This is a genomic window from Microbacterium sp. SSM24, from assembly GCF_025989145.1.
Taxonomy (GTDB): Bacteria; Actinomycetota; Actinomycetes; order Actinomycetales; family Microbacteriaceae; genus Microbacterium.
The window spans coordinates 1,145,656-1,166,869 of the sequence record NZ_JAPDNQ010000001.1; the positions used below are offsets into that span (position 1 = coordinate 1,145,656).

Annotated in this window: 15 protein-coding genes; 8 read left to right on the forward strand and 7 right to left on the reverse strand. The window is 69.8% G+C overall.

Annotation, left to right across the window (positions count from 1 at the left end; all coding sequences use genetic code 11):
• Positions 1-138: 138 nt before the first annotated feature.
• The 5 genes from OL358_RS05340 to OL358_RS05360 all read right to left on the reverse strand — a co-directional run bounded on the left by OL358_RS05340 (position 139) and on the right by OL358_RS05360 (position 8,301).
• Positions 139-5,085 (reverse strand): PKD domain-containing protein, encoded by a 4,947-nt coding sequence (locus OL358_RS05340; RefSeq protein WP_264708902.1) that lies wholly within the window; start codon positions 5,083-5,085, stop codon positions 139-141.
• A gap of 31 nt (positions 5,086-5,116) precedes the next feature.
• Entirely contained in the window at positions 5,117-5,662 is a 546-nt protein-coding gene (locus tag OL358_RS05345; protein WP_264710240.1) for a DUF4352 domain-containing protein, read from the reverse strand.
• Positions 5,663-5,882: 220 nt separating this feature from the next.
• On the reverse strand, positions 5,883-6,740 hold the full coding sequence (locus OL358_RS05350; RefSeq protein ID WP_264708903.1) for a hypothetical protein: 858 nt from the start codon (positions 6,738-6,740) through the stop codon (positions 5,883-5,885).
• Positions 6,737-7,654 carry a glycosyltransferase gene (locus OL358_RS05355; protein WP_264708904.1) on the reverse strand — a complete coding sequence of 306 codons (918 nt, stop codon included), beginning with the start codon at positions 7,652-7,654 and terminating at the stop codon, positions 6,737-6,739. The genes OL358_RS05350 and OL358_RS05355 overlap by 4 nt, the downstream gene beginning before the upstream one ends.
• Entirely contained in the window at positions 7,651-8,301 is a 651-nt protein-coding gene (locus OL358_RS05360) for a CDP-alcohol phosphatidyltransferase family protein (protein WP_319805431.1), read from the reverse strand. Before OL358_RS05360 ends, OL358_RS05355 begins: the two co-directional genes overlap by 4 nt.
• A gap of 201 nt (positions 8,302-8,502) precedes the next feature.
• Here OL358_RS05360 and OL358_RS05365 point away from each other — a divergent pair, with 201 nt between their 5' ends.
• Both OL358_RS05365 and OL358_RS05370 read left to right on the forward strand, forming a co-directional pair.
• Positions 8,503-9,525, forward strand: coding sequence for a glycosyltransferase (locus OL358_RS05365; RefSeq protein ID WP_264708906.1), 1,023 nt, complete (start codon positions 8,503-8,505; stop codon positions 9,523-9,525).
• Entirely contained in the window at positions 9,525-10,451 is a 927-nt protein-coding gene (locus OL358_RS05370) for a glycosyltransferase family 2 protein (RefSeq protein WP_264708907.1), read from the forward strand. Before OL358_RS05365 ends, OL358_RS05370 begins: the two co-directional genes overlap by 1 nt.
• 60 nt (positions 10,452-10,511) lie before the next feature.
• On the opposite strand, the gene OL358_RS05375 is transcribed toward OL358_RS05370, so the two are convergent.
• Positions 10,512-12,044 (reverse strand): hypothetical protein, encoded by a 1,533-nt coding sequence (locus OL358_RS05375; protein ID WP_264708908.1) that lies wholly within the window; start codon positions 12,042-12,044, stop codon positions 10,512-10,514.
• A 364-nt stretch (positions 12,045-12,408) separates the two neighbouring features.
• Here OL358_RS05375 and OL358_RS05380 point away from each other — a divergent pair, with 364 nt between their 5' ends.
• Together OL358_RS05380 and OL358_RS05385 are read left to right on the forward strand one after the other, a co-directional pair.
• Positions 12,409-15,528 (forward strand): PKD domain-containing protein, encoded by a 3,120-nt coding sequence (locus OL358_RS05380; RefSeq protein WP_264708909.1) that lies wholly within the window; start codon positions 12,409-12,411, stop codon positions 15,526-15,528.
• A gap of 148 nt (positions 15,529-15,676) precedes the next feature.
• Positions 15,677-16,138: an adenylyltransferase/cytidyltransferase family protein gene (locus OL358_RS05385; protein ID WP_264708910.1), complete on the forward strand. Its 462-nt coding sequence runs from the start codon at positions 15,677-15,679 to the stop codon at positions 16,136-16,138.
• 187 nt (positions 16,139-16,325) lie between these two features.
• Here the strand turns inward: OL358_RS05385 and OL358_RS05390 are convergent, their stop codons facing one another.
• Positions 16,326-17,471 (reverse strand): glycosyltransferase, encoded by a 1,146-nt coding sequence (locus OL358_RS05390; RefSeq protein WP_264708911.1) that lies wholly within the window; start codon positions 17,469-17,471, stop codon positions 16,326-16,328.
• A 102-nt stretch (positions 17,472-17,573) separates the two neighbouring features.
• On the opposite strand from OL358_RS05390, the gene OL358_RS05395 reads away from it, so the two are divergent.
• The 4 genes from OL358_RS05395 to OL358_RS05410 all read left to right on the forward strand — a co-directional run bounded on the left by OL358_RS05395 (position 17,574) and on the right by OL358_RS05410 (position 21,102).
• Entirely contained in the window at positions 17,574-17,831 is a 258-nt protein-coding gene (locus OL358_RS05395) for a glutaredoxin family protein (RefSeq protein WP_264708912.1), read from the forward strand.
• A 105-nt stretch (positions 17,832-17,936) separates the two neighbouring features.
• Positions 17,937-18,794, forward strand: coding sequence for a tryptophan 2,3-dioxygenase (gene kynA / locus OL358_RS05400; protein ID WP_264708914.1), 858 nt, complete (start codon positions 17,937-17,939; stop codon positions 18,792-18,794).
• An 84-nt stretch (positions 18,795-18,878) separates the two neighbouring features.
• Entirely contained in the window at positions 18,879-19,853 is a 975-nt protein-coding gene (locus OL358_RS05405) for a hypothetical protein (protein ID WP_264708915.1), read from the forward strand.
• Positions 19,840-21,102: a kynureninase gene (locus OL358_RS05410; protein WP_264708916.1), complete on the forward strand. Its 1,263-nt coding sequence runs from the start codon at positions 19,840-19,842 to the stop codon at positions 21,100-21,102. The genes OL358_RS05405 and OL358_RS05410 overlap by 14 nt, the downstream gene beginning before the upstream one ends.
• The last annotated feature ends 112 nt before the right edge of the window (positions 21,103-21,214 follow it).

Below are 21,214 nucleotides of genomic sequence, written 5' to 3' on the forward strand. Positions count from 1 at the left end.
AAACGTCTTCCCACCCATGTGACTGCTCCCAAATTCCTCGGGACGTCTCCCCAGACGCCCATATCCCAAGACTGCTAAGTCGTGCTTGCGGCAGAGACGGACCGCCGAGATCGGCTCGGCGGTCCGCCTCGTGCTCGTTTACTTCACTTCGAGGTTGTCCACGTTCACCGTCACCGGCACGTTGGTCGCCGAGCCCGACAGGTACGTCAGAACCCCGACCTGGCCGGCGCCCTGCAGCTCCGCCTGCGCGTCCGTCGTCGAGACGAACCAGTCCGTCGGCTCGGTGGTGCCGTCGGCCCACACCTTGCCCTTCAGTGCGGTGGTGCCACCCGAGGTGACCGCCTGAATCCTCAGCTGCACCTTGGCGCCCGCGGTGTGCGTGTAGCCGCTGAGCGTCCGGTTCACGATCAGCGTCTCGGTGGTGCCCACGACCTTCGCGAGCGACACCGTGACGACGCCTGTGGCGGAGATCCGCAGCTTGAGCCGGTAGTCGCCGGCCGCGGTCTTGTGCACGAGGTAGTTCATGTGGAGACCGCCGCCGTTGGCGACGACGTCCGAGCTGAAGACGAGCCGCGCATCGACATCCTGCGCCGACACCGTGGTCAGCAGGTTCGTCCTGGTCTGGCCCGGGTTGAGCGTGACCTTGCCGACGCCGTCCGCCACCGAGAAGCCCGTGGTCGTGCCCCAGGCGCCGCCCGTCACGGCCGTTCCCCAGCCGGTCGCGACGATGCGCTCGAAGTCGTCCTTCGCGATGAACACCTCCGGCGGAGCGGTCACGGTGACCTGCTGCGCGCTCGAGGAGGTCCCGCCCAGCGCGTCGGTCAGGTTCAGCGTCACGGTGTAGTCGCCCGCCGTCGCGTAGGTGTGCGAAGCAGTCGCACCGGATCCGGCAGCCGTCCCGTCACCCCAGTTCCACGAGTAGGTCAGCGCGGCGCCCTCCGAAGGAGTGGAACCGGAGCCGTCGACGTTCACGGCGAGGTTGCTCGTCGTTGCGGTGAACGATGCCGTCGGATTCGGGTGCACGTGCTCGTTCACGGTCACGGACTGCGTCTTGGTGGCCGTTCCGCCCAGGCTGTCCGTGAGGGTCAGCGTGATCGTGTACGTGCCCGCGGCCGCATAGGTGTGCGAAGGCGAGACCCCCGTGCTCGATGCCCCGTCGCCCCAGTTCCACGCGTACGTCAGCGTGGCGCCGTCGGATGCCGTGGATGCCGAGGCGTCCGCCGCGACGGCGAGCTCGTTCGGCGTCGCGGTGAACGAGGCGACCGGGTCGGCGTGCACCGGAGTGGCCGAGGCCAGGGTGTCGACGATGACCAGGTCGTCGAGCGAGACCGTGACCGGCACGTTCGTCGTCGAGCCGGAGAGGTAGGACAGGGCTCCGACCTGCCCGGCGCTCTGCAGTTCAGCCTGGCTGTCGGAGGTCGACACGAACCATCCGGCCGGCTCCGTGGCGCCGTCCGACCAGACGTTCGCCTTGAGCGAGGTCGTCCCGCCGGTCGTCGACACGGTCCAGTGGAGGCGGAGCTTGGCGCCGTCGGTGTAGGTGAACCCGGTGAGGTTCTTCGTCACCAGCGTCGTCTCGGTGGTGCCCACGAGCTTCGTGAGGCTGGCGGACACGACTCCGGTCGACAGCGTGCGCACCTTGAGGCGGTACTCGCCGGCGGTCGACTTGTGCGCCGTCATGTTGAAGTGCAGACCCCCGCCGTTCGCGAGCTTGTCGGCCGACACCGTCGCCGTGGCGTCGATGTCGCGGACGGACACGCCGGTGAGGGTGCTCGTCCGGGTCTGGCCGGCGTTGAGCGCGATCTTGCCGGCGCCGCCCGAGACCGAGAAGCCCGTCGTCCCGTTCCATGCCCCGCCGGTCTGCGCCGCGCCCCATCCGGTGGCGACGGTGCGCTCGAAGTCGTCGCGCGCTGCGAAGACCTGCGATGCGACCGACACGTTGAGGCTCTTGGTCGCTGTCGCGCCGAGGCTGTCGGTGAGCGTGAGGACGACCTGATAGATGCCGTTCGCCGCATACGTGTGGGACGGGCTGACACCCGAGTCCGCGGGCGTTCCGTCACCCCAGTTCCAGGAGTACTGCAGGCTCGCCCCGTCGGATGCCGACGAGGTCGCCGCATCGAACGAGACGGTCAAGCCTGCGGTCGACGTGGTGAACGCGGCCACCGGCGCGGCGTGGCTCACCGTCACGTCGTGGCTCACGAGCGTGCTGGTCGCACCGATGTTGTCGGTCACGGTGAGCGTCGCGGTGTACGTTCCGGCCGCCGCGTAGGCGTGCGTCGGCGTGGCCTCGGTCGAGGTCGAGCCGTCGCCGAACGTCCACGCGTAGCCGGTGATCGACGCGCCGCCCGACGCCGCCGACGCGGAGGAGTCGAAGGTTGCGGAGAGTCCCGCGACGTTCGGCGTGAACGCGGCCGTCGGAGCCTGGTGCGGCGGCGACGCCGTCACAGCCTGCGTCGTGGTCGCGGTGAAGTTCGCGCTGTCCTTGACCGTGAGGGTCACCGTGTAGGTGCCGGGGGTCGCGTAGGTGTGGTTCGCGGTGACACCGGTCGCTGTCGCGCCGTCGCCGAAGTTCCACGTGTAGGACGAGATGGTGCGGCCGGCGGGCGCGGTGCTCGTGCTCGCGTCGAACGCCTTGGCCATCTCGTTGCCGGTCGTCGTGAACGCCGCCGTCGGCATCGCGAGGCCGGCGCCGAGGGCGTAGTGCTCGGAGACCTGCGCGGCCGTCAGAGTTCCGGGGTACACCGCGAACTCGTCGATGCGGCCGTTGAAGTAGCTCGAGCTCGGTGCGCTCGGCCAGCCGCTGACGGTGTCGCCGCCGACTCGCCAGTAGCCCGTGAGCGAACGAGCGGTCGCCGTCGTGGTGTTGTCCGACGCGACCAGGGCGCCGTCGACGAACAGCTGCATGCCGGCGGTCGGGCTCAGCTGCGCGACGGCGTGGTGCCACTGGTTGTCGCGGTAGGTCGCCGGCGACTCGATGGTCCTGTTGCTGCCCTGCCAGACGCCGAACACGAGCGCGCCGTTGTTGCGCATGTAGAGGTGGCGATCGGGATTCGACGAGCTGCCGGACGCGGCGCTGCCGTAACCGACGAGCTTTCCGCCGCTCGACGTCGAGGTCTTGAACCAGAGCTCCGTCGCGAACGACCCGCCCAGCGGAGTGGCCGCCGAGCGCGCGAGGCCGTTGGAGCTGCCGTTGAAGGTCGCAGATCCGTTGGCCTCGCTGGCCAGTGCGTCGTCGGAGTTGGTGCCGACGCCGCCGCTCATCACGGCGTTGTTGCTGCCCGCGATGTCGGCTCCGCCGGTGGCGTTGCTGCCGCCGAGGCGCCAGTACAGGCTCGCGTTGTCGTCGAGCACGGTCTTGGCGTAGACGGATGCCGCGGCACCGCTGATCGTCAGCGACACGTCGGCGCTCCGGGCGGAGTTGCCGTCGCCGTCCTTGGCGATGACGTAGAACGTCTGCGTCGAACCGGGGGTGAAGCCGCCGGCCGACAGCGCCTGGATGGGACGGTTCCAGAACGGCGCCTGCGCCGTGCTGGTGGCCAGCGGCTGCGTGCCGCCCTGGACCCACATCTCGTAGGTGAGGTCGAGGTCGTCGCGGTCCCAGTTGGCCGGGAACTGCACGCGGGCCGAGCCGGACTCGATCGACTTGGCGGTCGGCGTCCAGTCGACACCGCTGAGCACGGGTCCCATCTTCGCCCCGCCGGCCGGGTGCGCGGAGAAGCGCGCGATGCCCTGGCTGCGGATGTTGTTCACCAGCGGGAACTCGCCGCCGATGAGGAGGTAGTCGCTGTTTCCGGTCGCGGTCCAGCCGGCCTGACCCTGTCCTGTCGCGACGCCGGTCATCCAGTCCGGGTACCAGTTGATCGCGGCGGGCGCGGGGTAGCCGTTCCAGTCGGAGTAGATGGAGCCGGTGGACGGCGAACGCGTGAGCGTGCCCTTCGCGGCGGCGGTGTAGGCCGTGGCGTTGCGCATGTTGCCGGGGTTTCCGCTGGCCTGCGGGAGGCCGTTCGCGGTCTGGCAGTCGTGCTCGTGACCGGTGCTGTAGACGTTCGTGCCGTCGGAGAAGATGCCGTAGTGGTCGCCGTGGCAGTCCGCGATCCAGCGGACTGCGCCGGTCTCGCCATCGAGCGCGAACAGACCCTCGAGGTTGCCGACGCTCACGTTCGAGTACACCCACGCCGTGCCGTACACGCCGCCGGCAGTGTCGGTGGAGATGGAGTAGATGCCCGCCCGTCCGGCGAGCGAGCCGGTCGCGAGGCCGTTCTTGATGGTCGCGTTCGCGGCCCACGGCACAAGGGCGCCGCTGGTCGGGTCGAGAGCAGCCATGCCGCGCGAGGTCGTGCCGTTCACGGTCTCGAAGCGACCCGCGGCGATGATCTTGGAGCCCGAGGCGTTGACCACCATCGCATCGACCTGCAGATCGGTCGTCGGAGCCCACGACAGCACAGCGCCGTTGGACGCCTGGACCGCCGCGAGGTTCTTGCGGGTGATGCCGCCGGCGGCTCCGATCAAACCGCCGAAGTACACGGTCGAGTTGGTCGCGACGATGGCGTTGACGTACGAGCCGCCGATCGCGGGCTTGAAGGTGGTGAGCAGGGCTCCGGTCGCCGTGTTGAAGGCGGCGACGTTGAACCGAGCCTGTCCGTCGACCTGGCTGAACGAGCCGCCGACGTAGAGCGTGCTGCCGTCCGGCGAGACGGCGAGCGCCTTGACGGTGCCGTTGATGACGGGCGCGAACGATGTCGCGACGCCGGTGTTGATGTTGTACGCGAGGATGTTGCTGCGCGGCATCAGGTTGGTGCCCTGACCCGCGCCGGCGGGACGCGCGTTGGTGAAGCTACCTCCGGCGAACACCGTGTCACCCGCGATCACCTGCGCCCACACGACACCCGCGTCGATCTGGACGGTCGGCAACGGGTCGCTCGACACCGTCGACGCACTTCGCTGCTCGATCGGTGCCGGCCCGGTGGTCGATACGGCGGACGCAGGTGCCGTGATCCCCACCACGGCACCGGCGGCCACGACGGCCGAAACCGTCACCCCTACGACGAACTTGCGCAGATTCCACGCCCCAGCGTTCATCTTCATTCCCCTCACCCCAGTGTGGAAGCTTCTTCGCCTACACGTTGCCCGTGAAGAGCGCGATCGGCGCTCCCGCAACGTATTCGACGGTGACCTGCAGAGAATCCCGCTCTTCAGCGGGAAGCCGGAACACATAGATCCCGGAAATCGTCTTGCCCGGCTCGACGGTGCCGAGGAACGGGCTGTACGGCTCGGACGTGGTCGGCTGTCCGAAGGAGTTCTTCGAACCCGTCACCGACACCATCGCCGTGCTGAGGTCGACCGGCTCGTCGGAGCCGTTCTCGACCGTCAGCGTGAGCGCGACCGCGGGCCCGGCGATCTCGCCGGGCGTGGTCGCCTTCACGTCGAGCTGCTCGACCTCGGAGACCGTGACGTTGACGCCGCCCTCGAGCTCGGCGGTGTCGCCCAGCTTCGCCTCGAGCGTCTCGCCGGGCGCGACCGGCGCGACCGTCTCGTCGATGGATCCGCCGTTGGGCGCAGGCACCGTCGCGCTCGGAAGAGGATCGGAGTTCTGGCTGCCGGGCGTCGGCTCCGGCGCGCATCCGCTGATCGCGAGTGCGCACAGTGCGGCCCCCGCGACCACGGCACTCAAACGAATAGAAAGACGCCTCAGCGTCGCTTGGTTCCCCACGCTCATCCCCCAGATGTGCACCTTCACCGCAAACGCACCCAACGCACGCGGCGAATCCCAGATGTGACGCAGAAGCCAGTTCCCAAACTGGCGTCCGCCGATATAACCCCGCGTTGACTCTATCAGCGGGTGACACCCCGCGAACCTCAGGGTTTGCTCAAGGAATCGGCGGTCAGCCCCTCGCGCGGATGGACGGACGGAGCGGATCCGAGACCAGGCTCGGCCGGTCGTCGGCGCCGAACCGCGTGTGCGGCTGCGTCATCGAGGTCTCGAGGCGCAGTGACGGACCGGCGAGCTGCTGCGCGATCTCGGGGAAGCTCGAGTAGTGCGGCGCGAGCAGATGCGTGCTCCCCGCAAGGAGGTAGAGGTCCACGACGGAGGAGACGAGCGCCGCCTTGGTGTTGTAGCCGCCCTTGTCGTCGAGCGCGACGGTGCCGGGGACCGCGTCGATCACCTCGGCCTGCGCCTGCGCGGTGTCTGCCGAGAGGAAGAACCGCATGCCGGGATGCTCCGCGCCGACCTCTCTCATCCGCTCGATGTACCAGCTGACGGGAGAGTGCCGCAGCGTCTCGGTATTCGAGATCGCGTGCGCACGCACCATCACTCCGATGTACGGCTGCTCCGCGAGGTGCTGCGAGAAGAAGGACTCCACGCGCCCGGCGATCGCGGGAACCGGTGCCAGCGACTGCAGCTCCTCGCCCCACGGCGTCGCGCCGGGTGGGAGGTGCAGTGCATGAGCGGTGCGCACCTGCCAGATGCGGTCATCGCGGGCGCTGTCGAGCCACTCGAGGTCATGCCGGCGATACGGATGCCGCAGCGCGAGAGCTCGCGAACGCGCGGTGCTGATCCGCTTCTCGCCGAACTGCCACAGTTCGTTGAAGGTCGCCCCGAAGGCCGCACCGGTCGGCCAGGTGTAGGCGAAGTCGCGCGATGCCCACCGAGCGAGCGAACGGGAGCCGAGCGTCACCCGGAGGCGGTTGCCGAGGCCGTGGAGCTTCTTGGTGACGGCGATCACCGTTCCCTCGCTCATGGTGTCTCCGCCGCGGCGCGCCGACGCCGCCGCAGGTAGGCGAGTCCCGACAGCGTTCCTCGAACGGCGGGGACGATCGTGCGCGTCGGGTGGAGCAGCTGGCGCCGGCCGCCCCGCATCAGAATGTCCCATGCGGCCGGGACGCTCCGCCTCGACCACCGGCGCTGCCGGCGGCGATCGAGATGCTGCGCGGCGAAGACGAGACGGTTGCGCACGTTGTAGAAGTAGTACACGGCGGACTTCCCCTCGGTCTCGCCGTCGTGGGTCTGGGTCCCGCCGGCGCTGTGCACCGCGCGCGCCTCATGATCGACCCGCAGCGTGGCGCCGGCGTGCGCGGCGCGAACGGACAGATCGATGTCCTCCCAGTAGAGGAAGTAGTCGTCGTCGAAGCCGCCGACGCGCTCCCACATCCGCCGGTTGATCGCCAGGCATGCCCCGCTCAGCCACAGCGCGGAGTCCGGGTAGCGCCGGCCCTCACGCACGCGGCGCACGGAGCCGGAGTCGAGATCGAGCTCCATCTCTGAGGCGAAGTGGCGTCCGTCGGGACGGACCACCAGGGGCGCGATCACGGACTCCGGGTCGGCGAGGACGGCGTCCGAGAGCCGCGCGACCCCGTCCTCCTCGAGGAAGGCGTCGGGATTCAGGAGGACATAGGTCTCGGCATCCGATTCCGCCGCTCTCTCCGCCGCGGCGTTCATGCCCGCACCGAACCCGAGGTTCTGATCGGGACACACGAGCTGCCAGCCCTCCCGCGCGGCGATCGCGCGGATGGCGGCCCGCTCGCCCTCGGTCGTGAAGTTGTCGACGACGACCACGATCGCCCCCTCCGGCAGCGCGGTGCGACGCAGGTTCTCCGCCACCATCGCCGACGAGCCGTAGCTCACCACCAGCACGGCGGTCCGTCCGCCGTTCACGAGGCGATGGTCTCGCGGTCGAGTCGAACCATCTGGCGGAACCAGGTGATCGCGGCTGCCACGAGGAACGCCGCGCACGCGAGGAACAGCAGCGAGTAGATCCCGAAGAAGAGGAGGGGCCAGCCCCACAGGACGAACGTGAGCATCAGGACGCCGTAGTCGGTCGGCAGCAGCAGCAATGAACGCAGGATGCCGCCACCGCCCGTGCTGTGCGCCGAGGCGACACCGCGCTTGCCCTTCAGCAGATCGTTGAGGATCATCGCGAAGAACGTCGTGCTGCCGACGATCGTGAAGAGGATGGGCACCAGGAGCCACGCCTGCGGGATGTCGGTCGATCTGCTCAGGCCCACCAGCACGGCGAGGTGCAACGAGGTGATCTTGGCGGCATCGACGAAGTGGTCGAGCCATTCGCCCGCGAGCGAACCACCGCCCCGCAGACGCGCCACCTGGCCGTCGGCGGAGTCCCACGCGTAGCCGAGGGCGAGCAGCAGCCAGATGACCACTCCGATCACGGCGGACGCGGGAACGATCGCGATCAGCGCGATCGCCGTGAACGTGAAGACCGCGCTGATCAGGGTGACCTGATTCGGTGTGAGCCCGATGCGGTAGGCGACGGCTGCCAGCATCCTCCCGACCGGCCTGTTCACGAACACCGAGTACGCCGGCGCGCCCCGCGCCCGACCCTTCTGTGCAAGCCGCAAGCGCGAGTACGTCTGTGAGATCGATTCCACCCGGTACCTCCCCGAAGATGACGGGCGTTCTATCGTGCCAGTATGCCTGTCGCGCGCATGACCTCGCGTCACCGCTAGATTTGGGCGGGGGTGGTGCGGATGCGGCGGATCAGGGTCATGCAGTCGTTCGGCGCACCCCGTCCCACCACGAATCCGTACATCGTCATGCTGCAGGATGCGCTGCGACGGACACCCGACGTCGAGCATCTTCCGTTCTCGTGGCGCACCGCGATCTTCGGACGCTACGACGTCTTCCACGTGCACTGGGGCGACACGCTCCTGGCGGCCGGCAGCCGTCGCACGCGTGCCGGCAAGCGCGCGGCGATGGCCGTGCTGCTCGCCCGCCTCGCCCTCACCAGGACTCCCGTCGTGCGCACGGTCCACAACATCACGCCGCCCGAAGGCGGCCGGATCGACGTGACGCTGCTGACCGCGCTGGAGCGGCTCACGACGCTGCGCATCCGGTTGTCGCCGACGACCCCTGAGGTCGCCGGCATCCGTTCCGCGTTGATCCTGCACGGCCACTACCGCGACTGGTTCGCCCCGATGAGCAAGAGCGCCGCCACGCCGGATCGCCTGGCGTACGTCGGCCTCATCAAGCCCTACAAGGGCGTGGAGCAGCTGCTGGTCGCGTTCGAGGAGCTGTCGGCCGATCGCGGGGAGATCCGGCTGACGGTCGCGGGGCGCGCCTCCGACCCCGATCTCGCTCGGACGATCACCGAGGCGGCGGACCGTCTGCCCGCGCTCGAGGCCGACCTCCGCTACCTCTCCGAAGAGGAGTTCGTCGCGATCGTCTCGGCCGCGTCCGCGGTCGTCCTGCCGTACCGCCACATGCACAACTCCGGTTCCGCGCTCGCGGCGCTGTCGCTGGATCGACCCATCCTCGTTCCCGACAACGAGACCACGCGCCTGCTGGCCGCCGAGGTCGGAACCGAGTGGGTCCACTTCTTCGGCGACGAGCTCACGGCCGGCGCGCTGGCCCGCCTGGCCGATGCGACGGCCGGCGGCATGAGCGGCCGTCCCGACCTGTCGGCGAGGGAGTGGGATGCCGCGGGCGCCGCACACGCCGATGCCTACCGTGACGCGCTCGGGGCTGTGCGCCGACGTCGCAGCGCACTGCCTGATCCGGAAGGAACCTGATGCTCGTCGTCGTCGCGATCCCGACCTTCAAGCGCCCCGCCGCTCTCGAGACAGCACTCGCCACGGTCACCGCCCAGGCGCGCGCGGTGTCCGACGACCGTGTGACGGTTCGCGTCCTGGTCGTCGACAACGACGCGAACGCCACCGGGCGCGCGGTGGCGGAGGCGTTCGACGTGTCGTACTCCGTCGAGCCCAGCCCGGGGATCGCCGCGGTGCGCAATCGCGCCATCGACGATTCCTCCGACGCGGATGCGGTCATCTTCATCGACGACGACGAGGTGCCCGAGCAGTCATGGCTGCGCAATCTCCTGAGCGCGCACGCGGAGACCGGCGCGCACGCCGTCGCGGGGCGCGTCGTGACACGGTTCCCGGACGACGTCGAGGAGTGGGTGCGCGCCAGCGGCGCGTTCATCCGTCCGGTGCGCACCGACCGTCAGGTCATGACCGAGGCGGCGACGAACAACCTTCTGCTGGACCTCGCCCGCATTCGACCGCTCGGGCTCCGGTTCGACGAGCGGTTCGGACTCACCGGCGGCAGCGACAGCATGTACACGCGCCTGCTGGTCGCCCGCGGCGGGACGATCCGGTGGGCGCAGGACGCCGTCGTCGTCGAACAGGAGGATGCGGCGCGCTTCACCCGTGCCTGGGTGCTGATGCGCACCTTCCGGTTCGGCAACACCGCGGCGCGTGTGAGCATCGCGCTCGCAGGATCCTCCTCGGGGCGGCTGATGGCGCGCGTCCGGATGTGCGTGCGCGGCGGGGCACGCGTCGCGGGGGGTCTCGTGCGCTGGCTGTGGGGGACGCTCTCGCGCTCGCTGAGGCACAGAGCGAGAGGCCTTCGCACCGCGTACCGCGGGGCGGGGATGATCGGAGCGGCGATCGGATACGCGCACGACGAGTACGGCCGCCGCCGAGCATCCGCCTGATCTCGGATACGCAGAAGGCCCCCGCTCTCGGAGAGCGGGGGCCTTCTGCGGTGGATGCGGCTACTTCACCAGGGTGTAGGTCGACATCGCGAGACCGGTCGCGCCCCAGACATTCGCCTTGAGCACGGGCGCGTTCGCCGCCGGGGCGATGACCGCGCACGCCTTGTGCTGGCGCTCGGGTCCGAAGACGTTCCCCGTCAGCGCCGGAGCGACGACGCTGGGGGTCGGTGCGATGTTCACGGTGCACGCGCCGCCCTGCAGGTAGTTGCCCGTGATGCGGATGGTGCCGAGCTTCGTGCGCGAGGTGTCCTGCGAGATCATGATCCCCGCGTTGTGGGCGTCCTCCATGCGGTTGCCCTCGAGCACGATGTTCGTGCCGGCCTGGATCTGCACCGAGTCGTCGTGCGTCGGCGTGCCGTCGCGCAGCGGATCGGTCGCGGAGTACGTCGTGTCGTGCAGCCACGAGTCCTTGACCGTGACATTGCTGCCCAGGACACGGATCGGGTCGACGACGCGGTGCACCTCGACGCGCAGCGCGGTGAAGTTGCTGCCGAAGATTCCGTTCCACGTGGTGCTCTCCACCGCCGCGGCGATCTCGGAGTCGACGATCGTGAACGATGCGCCCGAGACGACGTTGTTCACCAGACCGACGGAGCGCGCGGTCGAGGTGCCGACGATCTTCGAGTTCTTGATGACCGCGCCGGGAGCGTTGACCGTGATGATCCCTCGCACCTCGAGTCCGTCGATCACCGTGTTGGGCTCGTCGATGGTGATGTCACCGTTGTGCACCTTGAGGACCACGCCGGCGGGAACGCCGGTGTTGGACGCATCCGGATACCCGGTCGACGGAGTCGGCGTCGGCGTGGGAGTCGGCGTCGGCGTGGGAGTCGGGGTGGGAGTCGGCGTCGGAGTCGGCGTCGGCGTCGGAGTCGGCGTGGGAGTCGGCGCGGGGGCCGGCTTCGCGGGGGTCGTCGGCTCCGGAGTCGGCGTCGGGGTGGGCGCCGGGACGGGCGCGGGGTTGGACGGTGCCGGCGCAGGTGCGGGTGCCACCGGCTTCGTGGTCGTGACGGGCGTGGAGAGCGTCGCCGCGCGCTGGGTCACGGTCGCCGACATTCCGGGCGTGGCCGACGAGATGTAGAAGCTGTAGTCAGCTGCACCGGCCGTCGTGAGCGGACGGCTCGAGTCGGAGTACGCGACCGAGACCGCCTGGCCGCCGACCGTGACCGTTCCGGTGAGCACCGTCGTGAACGATCCCGAGATGCGGAACGAGAGCCCGATGGGCTTGCCGGCCGCGAGCTTGGCGGGGGCCACCTTGGTGGTGCCGAGCTGCGTGAGCGTCTCGACCTTGCCGTCGCGCGTGGACTTCTTGAGCGAGACCTGGACGACTCCGGTCGGGAAGACCCGCGACTGCAGGACGTAGGCACCGGCCGCGTTCGACCGGAGCCGGAGCGCGGTGTAGGTCCCACTGCCGGAGGACGGGAGCTTCGGGAGGACGTAGGTCATCGACGCCGTACCCACCGTGCCGTTGCCCCCGATGGAGACGACCTGCGTCGACCCGGGCTTCAGCGTGAGGGACGTGTTGGCAGTCGCCACGCTCGAGATGCCGAACACACCGCCCGCCGCGAGTGCGACGGCAGTGAGGAGGGCGAGAACGCGGGACTTTCTTCTGGTCTTCTTTTCGAGTTTGCGAAGGGACGTTCGAGTATGCACAGGCCACCTGGGGAGTGTCAGTACACGCGGGGCTTAGGTACTGCCTGGGGGGCAGACCTCACGTGTTGTTCGGGTCCGGAAAGCGTAACTGAATCGTGACTATTTTTCCATTATCTGAGAGGAATCTCATTGTCAAGTAGCGTCACGGCGCGTCGCGCCGCGTGTGCGAGCGCCCCCCCTTGGCGGCCCGTTCGGCCGGTGCTACGTTGAGCCAACCGGCATCCGATCACCCTGGGGAGGTGGGTCGATGCGAACGCATCGCAAGTGGCGTGACCGTGCGGTGGGAGTCCTGGGGACCCTCGCTCTGTGCGTGGCGATCATCGCCGTGCCCACCGTGGCGCAGGCGAGCGGCGCACCGCCCGCCGCGCCGTCTCTCGTCGCCCCGGCCAACGGCGGCACCGCCGCCACCGGCACGTCGCTCAGCGTGCGGGCGAACGATCCCGACGACGCATCGCTGCAGGTGACGTTCCACGCGGCCCCGCGAGGCAGCGTCGAGCCGGGCGCCGGCGGGGCGCCCTTCACGTTCCTCGTGATCCCCGATACCCAGAACTACGTGCTCACGGCCGCGAACACTCCGCTCCTGCAGTCGCAGTTGCAGTGGATCGTCGACAACCGCTCCACGCTCAATCTCGCCTTCGCCGCCGGACTCGGCGACATCGTCGACAACCGCACGTCCGATGCCCAATGGGCCCGGGCCACCACCAGCATGGCGATCCTCGACGACGCCGGCATCCCTCATTCGGTCATCCCGGGCAACCACGATTACGATCTGGCGACCGGCGACTACGCGAAGTACAACCAGTACTTCCCGGTGAGCCGCTACCGCGACGCGTCGTGGAACTCGGCGAACGCCTCCTACGGCGGCTACTACGGGCAGAACCAGTTCGGGCCGGATGCCGCCGACCGGCAGAACATGAACAACTACGCGCTGTTCCAGGCGGGCGGCATGCAGTTCCTCACGCTGAACCTCGAGCTCAACCCGCCCGACGATGTGCTCGCGTGGGCGCAGCGAGTCCTCAACGCGTACCCGGACCGACGGGCGATCGTCAGCACGCACAGCTACCTCACCGTGACCGGAAGCCTCAGCGGCCAGCAGCTGCGCACGGATGTCGTCGGCAACAGCGGCGCGCAGATCTGGCAGAAGCTCGTCCGGTCCAACTGCAACATCTTCCTCGTGGTGAACGGCCACTTCACCGACGGACTCGACGGCGAGGCGAACCGCTCCGACCTCAACGACTGCGGCAACCCCGTCCAGTCTGCGCTCAGCGACTTCCAGGGCCGGCCCAACGGCGGCGACGGCTGGCTGCGCTGGTACACGTTCACCCCGTCGGCCGGCACGGTCACCGCGACCACCTACTCGCCGACGCTGAACCAGTACGAGACCGACGCGGACAGCGCGTTCAGCTGGAACTACGACATGGCCCCGCCGGCGGACCTGCCGGTCGTCGGTCAGCAGACCGTGACCGCGGGCGCTGTCTCGTCCGTCCCCCTGCCCGACGTCCCGGTCGGCACGGTGCTGGACTGGTACGCGACGGTCGGCGACGGCACGAGCGTCACGCGGGGTCCGACCTGGTCCACGACGGTCCAGGCTCCCGCGGCGGCACCGCTCGCGGCCGACACCTTCACCCGCTCGGTCGCGGCGGGGTGGGGGACCGCGGAGACCGGCGGCGCGTGGTCGGTCAACTCGACCGCGAAGCTGTCGGTGGCCTCGGGCGTCGGACGCATCTCGTCCAACGGCGGGTCGACCCTCACGGCCACCCTTCCGGTCGTCGACACCGCCTCGGTGGACGCGCGGGTGACGGTCGCCTTCGACCGTGTTCCCGATCGATCCCTGACCTTCACGACGGCAGCGCGTCAGGTCGGCTCCGCCGCGTATGCGGCGCGCATCGTGACCAATCCGAACGGCACCTTCACGCTCCACGCGATGCGCGACGGCACCGCGCTCGCCGGCGGCACCGTCGTCGGCTCGACGCTGACGCCGGGGGCGAAGCTCCGCATCCGCATGCAGGTCGAGGGGACGAGCCCCACCACCCTCCGGGCACGGGCGTGGCTCGACGGCGCGACGGAGCCGACCTCGTGGGCGGCCACAGCCACCGACTCGACCGCGGCGCTCCAGCAGCCCGGCGGCGTGCGGTTCACGAGCTACCTGAGCTCGTCGGCGACGAACGGCCCGGTCATCGTCTCAGTCGATGACGTCTCGGTGAACCGGATGGGCGTCGCGCCGCCGCCGAACACGCCGCCGACCGCGGACTTCACGTGGCAGGCCGACGGGCTCAGCGTCACGGCGAACTCCGCCGGCTCCACCGACACCGACGGCACCATCACGGCACGCACCTGGTCGTTCGCCGGAGCACCCGCGACGGGAACCACCGCGACCTACGCGTTCGCGGCATCCGGAACCTACCCCGTCACCCTCACCGTCACCGACGACGACGGCGCCACCGGCACCGTCACCAAGAACGTCACCGTCACCGCACCGCCACCGCCGAACACGCCGCCGACCGCGGACTTCACGTGGCAGGCCGACGGGCTCAGCGTCACGGCGAACTCCGCCGGCTCCACCGACACCGACGGCACCATCACCGCACGCACGTGGTCGTTCGCCGGAGCACCCGCGACGGGAACCACCGCGACCTACGCGTTCGCGGCATCCGGAACCTACCCCGTCACCCTCACCGTCACCGACGACGACGGCGCCACCGGCACCGTCACCAAGAACGTCACCGTCACCGCACCGACACCGCCGGGGGCGCTCGGAGCCGACCAGTTCGGGCGGACCGTCGCCGCGGGGTGGGGCACCGCCGACACAGGCGGCGCCTGGACGGTCAACTCCACCGCGAAGCTGTCGGTGAGCGGCGGAACCGGGCGGGTGTCGGCCAATGCCGGCTCGACGCTCACGGCCACGCTCGGGGGAGTCAGCTCGTCGAGACTCGACACCACCGTCACCCTGTCGCTGGACCGGCTTCCGAACCAGTACCTCGACATCGCGGTGCTGCCGCGCGTGGTCGGGACCTCGTTCTACGGCACGAGGGTCCGCGTGAATCCCAACGGGAGCGTCGTGCTGCAGAACGTGCGAGGCTCCACAGCCCTCCCGGGCACATCGACCGGGGGCGGGCTCGTCGTCGCGGCGGGCGCGAAGGTGAAGGTCCGCGTCCAGGTGGAGGGAACGTCGCCCACGACGATCCGAGCCAGGGTCTGGCTCGACGGCACCGCCGAGCCGGCGACGTGGCAGCTCTCCGGCACGGACGCCGCCGCAGAACTGCAGACCGCGGGGTCGCTGCGACTGTCCGCCTACCTGAGCTCCTCCGCGTCGAACGGCCCGGTGATCGTGTCGTTCGACGATCTCACGGCCGCGGCGCTTCCGTGAGCGCAGCGGCGGAGGGAAGTGTCGGGATCATGCTGGCGGGAGGGCGCACGCACCCGCTAAGCTAGGGGGCAGCCGCGGTGGGGACTGCGGTGTTCTGGGGAAATACGGCGATGGGGATCGCCGACTTGAGTTCTGGGGGCTCACACGTATGGCGCAGCGTATTGGTTATGCAGCCGGTGCTTTCGACCTTTTTCACGTCGGGCACCTCAACATCCTTCGACATGCGAAGGAGCAGTGCGACGTTCTCATCGCCGGTGTCGTCAGCGATGAGATGTTGCGAGCGGTGAAGGGCATCGACCCGGTCATCCCGACCCTCGAGCGCGCGGAGATCGTGCGGCACGTCCGCTTCGTCGACCGCGTGCACGTCGAGACGGTGCCCGACAAGATCGACGTCTGGCGAGAGGTGGGCTTCACCCACTTCTTCAAGGGCGACGACTGGCGCGGCACCGAGAAGGGCGACCGGCTCGAGCGCGAGTTCGCAGAAGTGGGCGTGGAGGTCGTGTACTTCCCGTACACCGTCCACACGTCGAGCACGGCCCTGCGGCGCGCGCTCGACTCCCTGTCCGGGTCCGAACGCGGGGAGTTCGCGACCGTGGCCGGACACCGATAGTCCGCATTGCGGAAAGCCCGTGGCGCGAGTCTCTTCGAGACGGCGTTCACGCCCGGGCGGCTCCACCCCGATGCCAGCACGTCGACCCCGAGCGCGTGTGGCAGATACCCCCATCAGGGGTGGGGCCGTCCTCCGGCGCGCGACGGCGCGCCAGCCGTGCGGATGCCTCCACGAGGCATCCGCGCGGCTACAACTCGCCCGGTGACATCGCCTGCGCGTCGAGCTCTTCGACGATGCGGCGCGTCCGCGTGGGCTCGACGCCCGGTCGGCGCGGGGCGTAGACCACCAGCGAGTGGAAGACGAACCGCACGAAGAACGCGACGATGAGCGTGAGGCCGGTCGCGACGACCGCGGAGATGTGCCACGTCTCGACGAGGAGCGCCATGATCGGGATGCGGATGAGCGCCTCGGCGTTGTTGAAGCCGAAGGACTTCGCGAATCGCACCCAGACGCTCGACGCCGCCTCGCGCATGTCGTGGAAGACGAAGCGCTCCAGCAGCAGGAAGTTGCCGACGATGGTGACTTCTGCGGCGATGATCGCGGCCACGATGTAGTCGACGCCCATCATCGTCAGCGCCCAGACGATCGCGAGGTTGACCACGGCGCCGAGGCCGCCGATGAGCGCGAAGAGCGACATCTTCCCGAAGCGCAGCGCGGTGAGCTGCGTGATGAAGTGCAGCCCCTGGTGCACGGAGGCCTTCGATTCGCCCGCGTGCCGGCCCGCGAAATCGAACGGCACCTCGGCGACACGCAGGTTCTTGCGCGCGAGGATCTCGAGCAGGATCTTGAAGCCCCGCGGCCGCAGCGTCGCGGCGTCGATCGCCCGGCGGTCGACGATGAAGAACCCGGTCATGGGGTCGGAGACGTCGCGCAGCCGGATCGGGAACATCGAGCGGGTCACTGCCGTGGCCGCCTTCGACACGAGGACGCGGGAGCGGTCGGCGAGGCCCGTGGCAGTGCCGCCGCCGATGTAGCGCGACGCGATCACGACGTCGGCATCGCCGCGCTGGAACCGCTCGAACAGCAGCGGGATGTCCTCCGGCGGATGCTGCAGATCGCCGTCGATCACGAGGCAGGTGTCGGACTCCGCGAGCGCGAACCCCTCGACGACGGCGCCGCCGAGCCCGCCCGCGCGCGAGGACCGGTGCACGAGGCGCACGGGAAGGGAAGCGGATGCCGCGACCTCGCGGATCACGTCGGGAGTCTCATCGGTGCTGTCGTCCACGAACACGACCTCCGCGTCGATGCCCACGACCGCCGCCGAGACACGACGGATCAGCTCCGCGACGTTGGGAGCCTCGTTGTACGTGGGAACGATGATCGAAAGCTGCACTGCGTTCCATCGTCGCACGGCGGGACCGGAGTGCGAATTCCTCGCCGCGTGCGGCATCCGGCGTCCGGCCCTCACCCAGGTTGCATCCGGGAGAATGGAAGCATGTCCTCCCCCTCGACGATCACGATGTTCGGTGCCGACTGGTGCCGCGACTGCGTCCGCACGAAGCGTCAGCTCGACTCGCTCGGCATCCACTACACGTACGTGGACCTGGTCACCGACCCCGCAGCCGCTGACGTCGCGCGCGAGATCTCCGGCCGCACGAACATCCCCGTGGTCGTCTATCCGGATGCCTCGCACCACGTCGAGCCGTCGAACGACGACGTCGAGGCCAAGCTCCGCGAGCTCGCCCTCATCTGACCCGTCGCGGGTCGCGAGCGCGTGGTCGCGACGCTACGGAATCGAGACCTCGCACATCTCTCCGGGGCCTGACGAAGCGGCATCCGCTGTCGTTAGGCTGACGGCGTGAGCGAAGGCGTCGAAGGCAACACCCGCACGATCGAAGGCTCGGTCGTCACCGACTTCCAAGGCCGCATGAGCTACGGGGGCTATCTCGAGCTCGACACGCTGCTCGCGGCGCAGCATCCGCTCAGCGATCCCGAACACCACGACGAGCTGCTGTTCATCATCCAGCACCAGACCACGGAGCTGTGGCTGAAGCTGGTGCTCCACGAGCTCTCCGCCGCGTGCCGGCTGCTGCGCTCCGACCAGCTCGCGCCCGCGCTCAAGTGCATCGCGCGCGTGAAGCACATCCAGAAGACGCTGACCGAGCAGTGGTCGGTGCTCGCGACGCTCACCCCCGCCGAATATGCGCAGTTCCGCGGCGTGCTGGGCAACGCCAGCGGCTTCCAGTCGGCGCAGTACCGCGCTGTCGAGTTCACCCTCGGCAACAAGAACGCCGCCATGCTGCGCGTGTTCGAATCCGACCCGGCCGCCCACGCGCTGGTGAAGCAGGCGCTCGAGGCGCCGAGCCTCTACGACGAGTTCCTCCGGATGCTGGCACGGTCGGGATATCCCATCCCGACCGAGGTGCTCGAGCGCGACGTCACGACGGCGTGGACGTTCACCCCCGGGCTCGTGCCGCTGTTCGCCGACATCTACGCCGATCCGCAGGCGCACTGGGCCGCCTACGAGACGTGCGAGGAGCTCGTCGACCTGGAGGACAACTTCCAGCTGTGGCGCTTCCGGCACTTGAAGACGGTCGAGCGGATCATCGGCTTCAAGACCGGTACCGGCGGCTCGAGCGGCGTGCCGTTCCTGCAGCGTGCGCTGCAGCTCACCTTCTTCCCGGAGCTGTTCGCGGTGAGAACGGAGATCGCATGATCGGGGTCAGTCCGAGGCGGTTGTCGAGGAGCGCCGCCAGGCGCGTATCGAGACACGCGGTGCGCACCGAGATCGGTCGCTGACGTGCACGCCGACCCGTTCGCCTTGCGGGACCTCCTCGGCCCTGCGGCGCAGGTGTGCCGCGGCGCCCTCACCGGCGAATCCGGGGTGTCGCTGCCGCCGTTCACCGACCATCACGTGCACCTGCATCTCATCGACGAGCACCGGCTCGCCGATGGCGGGCTCGCGGGCGTGGTCGACCTCGGGGGCGATCCGGTCGAGCTGGCGCGACGGGGCGACGGGATCCCGCACGTCGCCTACGCCGGGGCGTTCCTCACACGCGTCGGTGGGTACCCGTCGGGGCGCGGCTGGGCGCCCGACGCCATCGTGCGCACCGTGACCGACCCGTCGCAGCATCCTGGCGTGCCCGGCGGCGCCGCCACCGCCGTCGACGAGCAGGCCTCGTTCGGAGCATCCGTCGTGAAGGTCGCGCTCAACGCGGCGGTCGGCCCGGTGTTCGACCCGGAGACGCTCGACGCGATCGTGGCCGCCGCGCGCGTGCACGGCATGCCGGTCGTCGCCCACGTCGAGGGCCCGGGAATGACCGCGCTCGCGCTCGAGGCCGGGGTGGACGTGCTGGCGCACACGCCGTTCAGCGAAGTGCTCGACGCCTCGGTCATCGCGCGGGCGGCGGCATCCGGTCAGCGGTGGATCTCGACGCTCGACATCCACGGCGGGGATCCCGTGGGCGCCCGCACGGCGTCCTCGAACCTCGCCGCCTTCGTCGCCGCCGGAGGATCGGTGCTCTACGGCACCGACCTCGGCAACGGCGACCGCCGGGTCGGGGTCCTGGCCGGCGAGCTGGCGGCGCTGGACCGCGCGGGTGTCCGCGGAGCCGCACTTGTCGCCGCGCTGTGCGACCCGTGGCCGGGGGCTTCGATCACCGGAGTCGCCACCTTCATCCCCGGCCCGCCGCCCGCCTCGCTCGACGATGTCGCCGCGTGGCTCGGCGGCGCGACCGTCGTCCCCTCCGAGGAGCTCATCCATGACGACCACTGACCCGCACGCCGCCGTCGGAGCGCAGCTCGAGTCCGAGGCATCCGCCCTCGACGCCGCCGACCCGCTGCGGCATCACCGCGACGCGTTCGTCGGCGCCGAGACGTCTCTCGTCTACTTCGACGGCAACTCGCTCGGACGTCCGCCGCGCGCCAGCGTCGAGCGGCTCTCGCGGTTCGCGACGCAGGAGTGGGGCGGCCGCCTCATCCGCGGATGGGACGAGTCGTGGATGCAGCTCCCGTTCGAGATCGGCGACACGATCGGCCGCGCGGTGATCGGCGCCGCGCCCGGCCAGACCGTGGTCGGCGACTCCACGACGGTGCTGCTGTACAAGCTGGTGCGAGCGGCCTTCGACGCGCAGCACGCCGCCGATCCGGCCCGCGTGGAGATCGTCGTCGACCGCGACAACTTCCCCACCGACCGCTACCTCGTCGACGGCATCGCCCGCGAGCGCGGCGGGCGCGTGCGGTGGATCGACGTCGACCTCTCGTCGGGCGTCACGGCCGACGCGCTGCGCGCGGCGGTCGGGCCTGCGACCGCGGTCGTGCTGCTCAGTCACGTCGCGTACCGGTCGGGATATCTGGCGGATGCCGCGGCCTTCACCGAGATCGCCCACGAGGCCGGAGCGCTCGTCGTGTGGGACCTGTGCCACTCGGCCGGGTCGGTGCCGGTGCGGGCGGACGAGTGGCGCTTCGACCTCGCCGTCGGCTGCACGTACAAGTACCTCAACGGCGGTCCCGGCTCCCCCGCGTTCGCCTACGTCGCCACCCGGCATCAGGAGGCGCTCGCTCAGCCGATCCAGGGCTGGATGGGCACGGCCGACGTGTTCACGATGGGGCCGGAGTACCGGCCCGCCGACGGGATGCGGCGGTTCCTCTCCGGCACACCGCCGATCGTCGGGATGCTCGCGATGCAGGACACGCTCGCGCTGATCGAGGATGCCGGGATCGACGCGATCCGCGCGAAGTCCGTCGCGCTCACCGACTTCGCCGTGCGCGTGTCGGACGTGCTGCTCGCCCCGCTCGGCGTCGAGGTGGCCTCGCCTCGCGATGCCGGAGCGCGCGGCGGGCACGTGACGCTGTCGCACCCGGCGATGCGCGCGGTGACCGCACGGCTGTGGCGCGACGACGTCATCCCGGACTACCGCGACCCGGGCGGGCTGCGGATCGGCCTCTCGCCGCTGTCGACGCGCTTCGCCGAGACCCTGTCGGGCCTGCGTGCCGTCGAGGAGGCCGTCCGCCTCGTGGCCTGAGCCTCTGGCTCGGTCCGTTTGTGCGGGCAAATGCGCGCTCAGGTCAGCGTGTTGGCGCACATTCGCCCGCACAAACGGCTTCGTTCACAGGGGGAGTGACGGATGCCGCGCC